Raw genomic sequence first — 10,936 nt, 5'->3', positions numbered from 1 at the left:
TCCTTGACGCAACCGCCCTTCACCGCTTCGTCGTCGGGCGGGACGGCGAAGGCCACTGGATCGCGCGTGACGAGGAGGGCCAGACCGGCGGCGTTTTTGCCGACAGGAATTCCGCCGTGCGTTTCGCCACGATGGAAAGCGGCCGTCGGGCTGGAGCGATCCGCTTCGCCCCGGCAAGCGTGCGGCTTTCCCTGTTCAACTGAACTGCGTTCCCCGCTAGTCGGAACGATTTGGCCATGGACAACGACATTGCTGGGCCAAACAGCGCCGATCTCGCCGGATTGCTTGATCGCCTGCCGCATGTCGGCAAGCTGCTCGAGCACCAGCTCTGGGAAGCGGCACACGCCCTGTCGCTCGACAGATCGTCCCGGCAAGGCCGGCGATTCGCCGGTCTGATGGAGGTCGGCGCCATGCTGGACGCCGTCCTCCTGCTGGTCACTTCGTCGAAGCCGGAGCGTTCGGTGTCAGCCATCAGCAAGATCGGCGAGCGCTGGCTTTGCTCCATTCAAATCACACCCGCAGAGTCGCCAACCAAAGCCGGCGTGGCCGAAGCGGACCACATCGATCTGGCTGCCGCGCTGCTGTCGGCCCTGCTTTCCTCGCACCTCGTGAAGACGGTGCATCCAAGAATTCACCCATGAGATACTGATTGCCATGACACCCGAACAAGCCCGAATGCGCCTGACCGGAGCGATGACCGCTCTGGTAACGCCGTTCACCAACGGCGAGGTCGACCTGAAGCAACTGACCGCGCTGTTGCGCTGGCAGATCGAACAAGGGATCAACGGGCTGGTGCCATGCGGCACCACCGGTGAGGCGCCAACCCTGTCGTGGGAGGAGCGCCTCGACATCATCGCGCTATGCGTGAAGATCGCCGGCGGCCGGGTCCCAATTATCGCCGGCACCGGAACCAACAGCACCGAGACGACGATCGCCTTTTCGACCGCCGCCGAAGCCTTTGGCGCCGACGCCGCCCTCATCGTGACGCCCTACTACAACAGGCCGAGCCAGGAAGGGATCTTTCGCCATTTTGAGGCGGTCGCAGCCAAGGTCAGGATACCGATCATCGTCTACAATGTGCCGACGCGAACCGGCGTCGACCTGTCGCAGGAGACGATCGAGCGCCTGGCGAAGATTCCGACCATCGTCGGCATCAAGGAGGCCACCGGCGATGTGAGCCGGCTATCCATGCTTCCGGCTGTGCTCAGGCGCCGCTTCATCTGCCTCTCCGGCCATGACGCGACGGCGTTCGGTTTCAACACGATGGGTGGGCGCGGGACGATCTCGGTGGTCTCCAATGTCGCGCCGCGGCTGTGCGTCGAGATGCATGATGCGTGCCGGCAGGGCGACCATCACACCGCCCGTGCCATCCATCATCGCTTGCGGCCGCTGATCGCGGCGCTTGAGCTGGAGAGCAATCCGGTCCCGATCAAGTACGCCCTGAGTCTTGCGCTAGGACTTAGCCCGGATGTCCGCTTGCCCCTGGTCCCGGTTCGCCCCGAAACCGAGACCGCGATCCGGGAAGCCATGTTGGACCTGAACGGCAATGTGTCCGGTGCCGTCCAATCAAGCGCGGTCCTGGCCAAGTCCGCGCCGTGGCATGAGTTGTAAAGCCACGGATTTGCGCCGCGTCACCAGGGCCAGTGCCCCCCTCCAAGCGCCCCCATCGCATCCACGACGCGGGTGAAGCTCGACCGGGCGCGGGCGACCGTATGCCGGGCCCTGAGGTAGCCATGCACGAGCCCCCGCTCCTCGATCCAGATGGCGCTCCCTCCGGCCGCGACAATGCGGTCGCGGTAGGCCTCGCCGTCCGACGATAGCGGGTCGCATTGCGCGGTGATCAGCATGGTCGGCGGCAGGTTGGAGAAGTCGGTGTCGGCAAGCGGCGTCAGTGTCGCATCATTGCCGCGATCCTGCCCGCCGGTGCGGATATGCTTGTAGAATTCGAGGTCGCGCACGGTCAGCATGGGCGCTTCGGCGTGTGTCACATAGGACGCTGTCGAGCGGTTGCCGCCAAGGCCGGGATAGATCAGCACCTGGCCGGCAGGTCTTTTCGCGTGACCGCGCGTGGCATGGCTGACGGCGGCTGCGAGATTTCCGCCGGCGCTGTCGCCGCAGAGCAGGATGGGGCGATCGCGTGTGGACACGGCCCATAGGAAGGCGCTCATCGCATCGTCGAAAGCGGCCGGATGGAGATGCTCCGGCGCCAGCCGGTAGTCGACGGAGACCACCTCATAGCCGGTGCGGGCACAGAGTTCGGCACAGACATCGTCATGGCTGTCCAGCCCGCCGAGGATGAAGCCGCCGCCGTGGAAATAGAGCACCGTCGCTGCCGCTTGCGGCATGCTTCGGTAGGTCCGGATCGGAATTTTGTGGGTGGGGGTCGGAATGGCGGATGTTTCGACCGTCACGCCTGCGGGATAGCCGGCAAAGAATTCCCGGCACATGCGGTCGTAGATTTCGCGCTGCTGCGCGATCGTGTAGTCGATCGTGTCGGGCGGATAATAGGAGTTGGTCCGCTCGATGAAGGCCCATGTCTCGGCGTCGATGAGGGTGGTGTAGTCGGTCATGCTGGGAGTGACGACTGCGTAGGTTGAGCCCAGGCACCCCCCTCTGTCCTGCCGGACATCTCCCCCGCAAGGGGGGAGATTGGCAGTTTCGGTGACGGCGTTTGCCTTGCGACGCTGATGATTTGCGAAGCCTGAGACGACATCCAATCTCCCCCCTTGCGGGGGAGATGGCCGGCAGGCCAGAGGGGGGTGTGACGGAACGCCATCATGTCCAGACTGCCGTCACTTCCCCTTCCAAACCGGCTCACGCTTCTCCGCAAAAGCGCGGAAGCCTTCCATATTGTCCTCCGAGCCATACAGCGCATCGACCGTCGGCAACTGGCGGCGCGTCACCCGGTTCATCGCGTCCTGGAAGGTCAGCGATTCGGCCACGCGCGCGGTCTCCTTGATCGCGGCGAACACCAGCGGCGGGCCGCCGGCCAGCAGTCGGGCGATCTCCCAGACGCGGTCCTCGAGCTTTTCCTTGGGCAGCACCTCATTGACCAGGCCCCAGCGATGCGCCTCGGCCACATCCATCCAGCGGCCGGTCAGCAAAAGGTCCATGGCGACATGATAGGGGATGCGCTTCGGCAGCTTGATCGTCGCGGCATCGGCCAGCGTGCCGGCGCGGATCTCGGGCAGGGCGAAGGAGGAATGGTCGGAGGCATAGATGAGGTCGCAGGACAGCGCCAGTTCGAAGCCGCCGCCCACGGCCATGCCGTTGACGCAGGCGATGACCGGCTTGTTGAGGTCGCGCAGTTCCTGCAGGCCGGCAAAGCCGCCAACGCCATAATCGCCGTCGACAGCGTCGCCGCCGGCCGCGGCCTTGAGGTCCCAGCCGGCGCAGAAGAACTTGTCGCCGGCGGTCTTGACGATGGCGACGCGCAATTCCGGATCGTCGCGGAACGCCTTGAAGGTCTCGCCCATCAAGCGCGAGGTCTTCAAGTCGATGGCGTTGGCCTTGGGCCGGTCAAGCGTGACCTCGAGGATAGTGCCCTCGCGGCGGGTGGAAATGACGTCAGACATTCTTGTTCTCTCCCAGCACCAGCAATGCGTCGGCAATCCAGGCGCCCTTGCCCTCCCTGCAGACGATCAGCGGATTGATGTCGAGTTCCTCGATCTCGCCGGCATTCTCCTGCACGAAGGCGGCAATGCCCGCGATGGCGTCGATGGCGGCCGCGACATCGGCTTTCGGCCGGCCGCGATAGCCTTCCAGCAACGGAAACAATCTGAGGCCGCGCAGTGCCGCCTCGATGTCGTCGCGGGTCGCCGGCAGCATCAGCGTGACGCTGTCGCGCAGCAATTCGACCAGCACGCCGCCGGTGCCGAGCGTCATCACCGCGCCGAACATCGGGTCGCGGGTGAAGCCGACCAGCAATTCGGCGACACCGTCGCGCACCATGCGCTCGACATAGAGGCCGGTGCCGAGCGGCAGCAGGTCATGCGCCGCCGTGCTGACGGATTCGGCGTCTCTGAGGTTGAGCCTGACGGCGCCGACCTCGGATTTGTGGCTGACGCCCAGGGCCTTCAGCGCGACAGGGAAGCCGAGCGCCATCGACGAGATCACCGCCTCGACCGCATTGGCCGCGCGTTCGCCTTTCGGAACCGGAAGCCCGGCCCTGATCAGACGGGACTTGGCCTCCGCCTCGTCCGGCGTCACATGCTCGCCGCCGGCAGCACCGGAAGCAGACGTGTCGATCGGCTGGGCCTGCGGTTCAGCCCACGCCCAGCCGATGAAGGCGGCGGCCTGCGCGGCGTCCATCGCCTCGGAAATGCCGAACAACGGCACCATGCCTCGCGCCATGAGCTCGGCGGTGTATTCCTCAGGCAGGTTCTCCGGCAACGACGACACGATCGCGCCATGCGCCTTGTTGGTCTTCAGGGCCGATTCGAAAGCGCGCAACGTTGCCCACCAGTCGGTGACCGAACAGCGGTCGGGACGCGGAAAGTCGAGCACCAGCATGTTCAAGTCGAAGCCGCCCGACACCATGGCGGTGAAGGTGGCGGTCATCGCCGGTTCGTTGTTCCAGATGAAGGTGTGGTAATCCAACGGGTTGGCGACGGCGACCAGCGGCCCGAGCGTCGACTTGACCTGGGCGCGGTGCATGTCGGTCAGCACGGGGAAATTGACCCAGCGGCCTTCGGCGCTGTCGGCCATGACCGAGGCCTCGCCGCCCGAGCAGCTCATCGATGACAGACGATAGCCGGGCAGCGGACCCGTGATGTGCAGAAGCTTCAGTGCCTCGATGAAGGCGGGGATGGAATCGATGCGGGCGATGCCCAGCCGCTTCAGGAAGGCGCCCGACGCGGCGTCCGAGCCGGCAAGCGAGGCGGTGTGCGAGACCGTTGCCTGGCGCGCCTGTTCGGAGCGGCCGACCTTCATGGCGATGATCGGCTTCCTCAACTCCCGCGCCCTCGCGGCCAGCCGTTCGAAGCCGGCCACCGAATCGAAAGCTTCGATATGCAGGCCGAGCGACGTCACCCGCTCGTCTTCGATCAGGCCGAGGGCCATCTCGGACAGCCCCGTCTGTGCCTGGTTGCCGGCGGTCATCAGGAAGGCGATCGGCAGGCCGCGCTTCTGCATCGTCATGTTGATGGCGATGTTGGACGACTGGGTGATGATGGCGACACCCTTGCCGCCCTCGGCCAGCCTTATCCCGCCATGCTGGTCGGGCCACAAAAGCGCGCCGTCCGCATAGTTGATCAGGCCGTAGCAGTTCGGCCCGATGATCGGCATTTGCCCGGCGGCGGCGACCAGTTCGGCCTGCAGCCGCTCGCCGTCGTCGTCATAGGCCTCGGTTTCGAGGAAGCCGGCGGCGAAACAGACGGCGCCGCCTGCGCCGCGCTCGGCCAATGCCTTGACGACCTCGATGGTCAGATGCCGGTTGACGCCGACAAAGGCCGCATCGGGCGCGCCCGGCAGGTCGGCCACCGAACGATAGGCCTTGCGGCCGGCGACTTCGTCCTTGGTCGGATGCACCGGCCAGATCTCCCCGGCAAAACCCATCTTGATCGATTGCGCGACGACGGCGGCGGCCTGTATGCCGCCGAAGACCGCGATCGATTTCGGGCGTAGAAGGCGCTCAAGTTTGTGCATGCTCAGGCCCCGAACGGGCGCAGCAGCGCCCGCGAAATGATATGACGCTGGATTTCCGACGTCCCTTCCCAGATGCGCTCGACACGGGCGTCGCGCCAGATGCGCTCCAGCGGCAGATCATCCATTAATCCCATGCCCCCATGGATCTGGATCGCCTCATCAGCGACGAAGGCGAGCATTTCGCTGGCCTTCAGCTTGGCCATGGCCATGTCCTGGTCGGTGACGGTGCCCTGATCGTACTTCCAGCCGGCTTCGAAGACCATCAGGTCGGCGGCCTTCAGTTCGGTCGCCATGTCGGCGAGCTTGAACGACACGCCCTGGAACTTGCCGATCTGCTGGCCGAATTGCTGGCGCTGCGCGGCATATTCCACGGCGTGGCCAAGCGCCCGCTCGGCACGGCCGAGGCAGGTGGCGCCGACCTGCAGGCGGGTGGCGCCGAGCCAGGAATTGGCGACCTCGAAACCCTTGTGCACTTCGCCAAGGACCTGGGCACTTGGCAAGCGGCAATCGTCGAATTCGAGGATGGCGTTGGTGTAGCCGCGATGCGAAACGTTGCGGTAGCCGTCGCGAACCGTGAAACCCTTGGTGCCCTTGTCGACGAAGAAGGCGGTGATCTTCTTGCGTTTGCCGCGTGGCGAATCCTCCTCACCCGAGGCCATGAAGACGATCGCAAAATCGGCGAGATCGGCATGCGAGATGAAGTGCTTGGTGCCGTTCAGCACCCAATCGTCGCCATCCTGCACGGCCGTCGCCTTCATGCCGCGCAGATCGGAGCCCGCGCCCGGCTCGGTCATCGCCAGGCAGTCCCATTTCTCGCCGCGGATGCAGGGAAACAGGTATTTTTCGCGTTGCTCCGGCGTGCCGGCGAGCAGGATGTTGGACGGGCGCGCCACGCAGGTCCAGTGTAGTGCGTAGTTGGCGCGGCCTAGTTCCTTCTCGTAAAGCAGCCAGCTCACCGTATCGAGCCCCGCGCCACCGACGTCTTCCGGCATGTTGGCGGCGTAAAGCCCGGCTTCGATCGCCTTGGCCTTGATTTGCTCGATCAGGTCGCGGCGCAGCACGCCGGTGCGTTCGACCTCGCGCTCATGCGGGTAAAGCTCGTTCTCGACGAAGGCGCGCGTCGTTTCGACGATGAGCTTCTGCTCTTCCGAAAGACCGAAATCCATGGTCTCAGCCTTTCTTCTTGCCGGTCTTTTTCTTTTCGGCCTTCTTCACCGGCTTCAACGCCTTGGCCTTCTCGGCCGCCTTGGAGGCGGTGGGCTTCTTCGCCGCCAGCTTGGCGAGCTGCTTGGTGTAATCCTTGTGCAGCGCGCCGGCCCCCCAGCCCTTGCCCTTGTTCTGCTTCGACAGCGCGTCCATGATGGCGACCAGATTGTCATCGCGGATCTTTTCCAGCTCGCGGATCGACAGGCCGTGCGCCTGGTCGTCCGACTGGGTGGCGATCAGGTCGACCAGCTCGTCGTTGAACTCCGGCACGTCCATCAGCTTGGTCCATGGCCATTTCAGGCAAGGTCCGAACTGCGCCATGAAGTGGCGCATGCCGGCTTCGCCGCCGGCGACGCGGTAGACCTGGAACATGCCCATCTGCGCCCAGCGCAGGCCGAAGCCATAGCGCATGATGTCGTCGAGTTCCTCGACCGTGCAGATGCCGTCCTTGATCAGCCACAGCGCCTCGCGCCACGCTGCCTCCAGCAGGCGGTCGCCGACGAAGGCCTCGATTTCCTTGCGGATGACGACGGGCTTCATGCCGATCGAGGCGTAGATTTCCTTGGCAACCTCTATCGCCTCGGGAAAGGTCTGCTCTCCGCCGACGATCTCGACCAGCGGCAGCAGGTAGACCGGGTTGAACGGATGGCCGACGACCAGCCGCTCCGGATGCTTCTTCATCGCCACCTGCATGTCGGTCGGCTTGATGCCGGAGGTCGAGGAGCCGACGATGGCGTTGGCCGGCGCGTGGATGTCGATCTCGGCCAGCACCTTGTGCTTGAGGTCGAGGCGCTCCGGCACGCTTTCCTGGATGAAGTCCGCATCGGCAACAGCCTCGGCGATGGTCTTGGCGAAGGTCAGCTTGCCTTCCTTGGGCAGGCCGCCTGGCACCATCTGCTTGTAGGCGCGGCGCGCGCCCTTCATCACTTCCGAGACCTTGCGCGACGCTTCGGGATCGGGATCGAAGATCGACACGTCGATGCCGTTGAGCAAAAGGCGCGCCACCCAGCCAGCGCCGATGACACCGCCGCCGATGGCGGCCGCCTTGTTGATGATGCTCATGCTGAGGCTCCGGTTCTTGTCCTGGCGGTTTCGGGATCGATGAGAGGCACGCGCTCGCCGGCGCGGATCACGGCCGGGTCGTAGGCCTTGCGACCAAAGACTTCGAGCACGAAAGGCCGGAAGAACTCGATCGGCAGCGTGTCGTAGTCGGGGTCGAAGCTCGACTGGTCCCAGCGCTCGCAGAACTGGTCGCAATCGTCGAAATAGGCATGGCCGGCGAAACGGTCGCGTGCGTGGCGATTGCCGCCGACATGGTGGGCGTAATACAGCCGCTGGAAGTCGCCGTGTTTCTCCACCACCCAGGTGCATTGCTCGCGCACGAAGGGCTTCAGGATCGAAGCGGCATATTCGTCGTGATTGTAGGGCGCGTAGATGTCGCCGATATCATGCAGCACCGCGCAGGCGATCCAGTCGGTGTCGGCGCCGTCGCGCCACGCGCGCGTTGCCGCCTGCAGCGAATGGCCGAGCCGGGTGATCTTGTAGCCCGAAATGCCTTCGTCGAGCTGCACCAGCGCGTCGAGCAGGCGTTCGCCGGTCCTGGCGGCATAATCGGTCTCATGCGCGGTCAGGAACGCGTAGTCGTCCCTGTCGCCATCCTTCATCGCGGAGAATTTGACGGTAGCCATTCCGGTTCCCTCCAAATCAAGCCGCTATCGGAGCCCGCTTGGTCAAATTGAGCTTCTTGCGCACTTCATCGGGGCCCAGGACGCTGGCGCCCAGATTGGTGACGATGCTGGCGGCGCGCTCGACCAACTGCGCATTGGTGGCGAGCACGCCCTTGTCGAGCCACAGATTGTCTTCGAGGCCGACGCGGACATTGCCGCCGGCCAGCACGGCCGCCGCGGCATAGGCCATCTGGTTGCGGCCGATGGAGAAGGCCGACCAGTTCCAGGTCGACGGCACGTTGTTGACCATTGCCATGAAGGTGTTGAGGTCGTCGGGCGCACCCCATGGCACGCCCATGCAGAGCTGCACCAGGGCGTCGCCATCGAGCACCTTTTCCTCGACCAGTTGCTTGGCGAACCACAGATGGCCGGTGTCGAAGGCCTCGATCTCCGGCTTGACGCCGAGCGCGGTCATCATGCCGCCCATGGCGCGTAGCATGCCGGGCGTGTTGGTCATGACATAGTCGGCCTCGGCGAAGTTCATGGTGCCGCAGTCCAGCGTGCAGATTTCCGGCAGGCACTGGCGCACATGTTCCACACGGTTGGTGGCGCCGCCCATGTCGGTGCCTTTTTCATTGAGCGGCAACGGCGCTTCGGGCGAGCCGAACACCATGTCGCCGCCCATGCCGGCGGTCAGGTTCAGGATGACATCGACGTCGGCCGCGCGAATACGCTCGGTCACTTCGCGGTAGAGATGCACGTCGCGCCTCGGCTTGCCGGTCTCGGGGTCGCGGACATGGCAGTGGACGATGGCCGCACCCGCCTTTGCCGCGTCGATGGCCGAGTCGGCGATCTGCTTGGGCGAGCGCGGCACATGCGGGCTGCGATCCTGCGAGCCGCCGGACCCGGTCACGGCACAGGTAATGAAGACCTCACGGTTCATCGCGAGCGGCATCGAAAGTCCTCCCAATCGAGATAGCCGTGCATGTCGCTCAACACCGGGAAACCGGTTTTGAGGTGACGACATGCACCGGTGCGGGCCAACAATGACTGACTTGCCGGAAAGTGTTTTGCGTTTTACGAAGCTCTCATGATCAAAAGCGAAAAGCCAACGATCTTTCGCGCCGAACGGTCGCCGCTCAAGGTGACGCTGCTGGTGTTTTCTGGCTCATCCATTATGTGCGTCGCATCGGCCGTTGATCCGCTGCGCGCCGCCAACCGCATTTCCGGCGAGACCTTGTTCGATTTCAAGCTGGTCTCGGTGACCGGCGAGGCTCCGGTCACCACTTGCGGCCTGCCAGTGGCGGTCAGTGGCCGTTTCGATGCGGCCGAACCGACAGATGTGCTTGTCGTCGTTGCCGGTTTCGGCACCCAGAACTACGCAACGTCAGCTCTGCTGTCAGGCCTGCGCCGGGCGGCGCGGACGGCGCGCGCCTGCGGCGGCGTCGAGGCCGGCACCTGGCTGGTCGCGCGCGCGGGCCTGCTGGAAGGGCGCAGCGCCACCACCCACTGGGAAGACATGGAGGATTTTTCATCCGCCTTCCCCGGCGTCGATGTCCGTCCCGATCGCTATGTCATCGACGGGCCGGTCTTCACCTCGGGCGGCGCTTCACCGACCTTCGACCTGATGCTGCATCTCATTCGCACGCGGCTCGGCATGGCCGTCGCGCTCGATGTCGCCAGCGTTTTCATCTACGACCAGGCGCGAGCCGCGACCGATGCGCAGCCGTTGGTTTCGCTCGGCCGGCTCGATGGCTTTGATCCGCGCCTGGCACAGGCCATCCGGCTGATGGAATCGCATGTCGACCAGCCGCTGACCATCGACGCGGTAGCAAAGCGCGCCGGCGTGACGGCGCGGACATTGGAAAGCATCTTCCGCAAATCGATCGGCGAGACTCCGGGCGCCTACTATCTCAGACTGCGCCTGGGCGCCGCGCGCCGGCTGGTCGTCGATACGCGGGTGGCGATGGCCGATATTGCCGCGCGGACCGGCTTCTCGTCCGCCGCGGCGTTTTCAAGGGCGTTTTCAAGCGCTTTCGGCGAAGCGCCGGTCAGGTTGCGCCGTGGTTGAAGCAATCTCGCGAAACTGTGCGATCAGGCCGCGTCCCGACGGTCGCCGTCGAGTTGCGAACGCATCTGCTTGACCAGCCGGATTTCGAAACGGTTGCTGACGGCGCGATCCCATTCGTTCGAGATCTTGGCATCGTCGGTCTTGCGCGGCATCGCCATCAAGCGGTCGATGATCGAGCCCGTCTCGCCCGGTGAGAGCAGGGCGTCGATTTCACGTTCGTTCTGCATCGGTTCGCCTCCTTCTTCCGCTCCGCCACGCAGCATCCTTATACGAGATTCGTGACGGCTGTTTGAAGGCAGGAGCGAGGTCATTGGAGGGCGGCAAAGGGCAAAACGATGTCGCCGCT

At 64.7% G+C, this 10,936-nt stretch carries 12 protein-coding genes; 4 read left to right on the top strand and 8 right to left on the bottom strand.

What is annotated here, in order from left to right:
* The 3 genes from WC739_RS10350 to dapA form a co-directional block, all read left to right on the top strand.
* A partial coding sequence (locus WC739_RS10350; protein ID WP_372952935.1) for an RAG2 PHD domain containing protein occupies positions 1–203 on the top strand: 203 nt, incomplete at its 5' end.
* A 33-nt stretch (positions 204–236) separates the two neighbouring features.
* Positions 237–641, top strand: a complete 405-nt coding sequence (locus tag WC739_RS10345; protein WP_372952934.1) for a hypothetical protein — start codon at positions 237–239, stop codon at positions 639–641.
* A gap of 13 nt (positions 642–654) precedes the next feature.
* Positions 655–1,611: a 4-hydroxy-tetrahydrodipicolinate synthase gene (gene dapA / locus WC739_RS10340; RefSeq protein WP_372952933.1), complete on the top strand. Its 957-nt coding sequence runs from the start codon at positions 655–657 to the stop codon at positions 1,609–1,611.
* A gap of 20 nt (positions 1,612–1,631) precedes the next feature.
* Here dapA and WC739_RS10335 read toward each other — a convergent pair whose 3' ends face one another.
* The 7 genes from WC739_RS10335 to WC739_RS10305 form a co-directional block, all read right to left on the bottom strand.
* Complete coding sequence (locus WC739_RS10335) at positions 1,632–2,570, bottom strand: alpha/beta hydrolase (RefSeq protein WP_372952932.1); 939 nt, start codon at positions 2,568–2,570, stop codon at positions 1,632–1,634.
* Between the two features lie 222 nt (positions 2,571–2,792).
* The gene (locus WC739_RS10330; RefSeq protein WP_372952931.1) at positions 2,793–3,575 is read right to left on the bottom strand and encodes a carnitinyl-CoA dehydratase; all 783 of its coding nucleotides are present in this window, start codon (positions 3,573–3,575) and stop codon (positions 2,793–2,795) included.
* Complete coding sequence (locus WC739_RS10325; protein WP_372952930.1) at positions 3,568–5,646, bottom strand: acetate--CoA ligase family protein; 2,079 nt, start codon at positions 5,644–5,646, stop codon at positions 3,568–3,570. The genes WC739_RS10330 and WC739_RS10325 overlap by 8 nt, the downstream gene beginning before the upstream one ends.
* Positions 5,647–5,648: 2 nt before the next feature.
* Entirely contained in the window at positions 5,649–6,812 is a 1,164-nt protein-coding gene (locus WC739_RS10320) for an acyl-CoA dehydrogenase family protein (RefSeq protein ID WP_372952929.1), read from the bottom strand.
* 4 nt (positions 6,813–6,816) lie between these two features.
* Positions 6,817–7,914 carry a carnitine 3-dehydrogenase gene (locus WC739_RS10315; RefSeq protein ID WP_372952928.1) on the bottom strand — a complete coding sequence of 366 codons (1,098 nt, stop codon included), beginning with the start codon at positions 7,912–7,914 and terminating at the stop codon, positions 6,817–6,819.
* On the bottom strand, positions 7,911–8,540 hold the full coding sequence (locus WC739_RS10310; RefSeq protein ID WP_372952927.1) for an HD domain-containing protein: 630 nt from the start codon (positions 8,538–8,540) through the stop codon (positions 7,911–7,913). The genes WC739_RS10315 and WC739_RS10310 overlap by 4 nt, the downstream gene beginning before the upstream one ends.
* Positions 8,541–8,556: 16 nt before the next feature.
* A complete protein-coding gene (locus tag WC739_RS10305) occupies positions 8,557–9,474 on the bottom strand; it encodes a 3-keto-5-aminohexanoate cleavage protein (RefSeq protein WP_372952926.1) in 918 nt (305 codons plus the stop codon).
* Positions 9,475–9,609: 135 nt separating this feature from the next.
* On the opposite strand from WC739_RS10305, the gene WC739_RS10300 reads away from it, so the two are divergent.
* A complete protein-coding gene (locus tag WC739_RS10300; protein WP_372952925.1) occupies positions 9,610–10,590 on the top strand; it encodes a GlxA family transcriptional regulator in 981 nt (326 codons plus the stop codon).
* Between the two features lie 23 nt (positions 10,591–10,613).
* Here WC739_RS10300 and WC739_RS10295 read toward each other — a convergent pair whose 3' ends face one another.
* Positions 10,614–10,817, bottom strand: a complete 204-nt coding sequence (locus WC739_RS10295; RefSeq protein ID WP_372952924.1) for a hypothetical protein — start codon at positions 10,815–10,817, stop codon at positions 10,614–10,616.
* Positions 10,818–10,936 lie beyond the last annotated feature (119 nt).

The organism is Mesorhizobium sp., from assembly GCF_041661565.1.
Taxonomy (GTDB): Bacteria; Pseudomonadota; Alphaproteobacteria; order Rhizobiales; family Rhizobiaceae; genus Mesorhizobium.
Note: the sequence above shows the minus strand (reverse complement) of the source record. Positions and strands in the feature narration are given on the sequence as shown.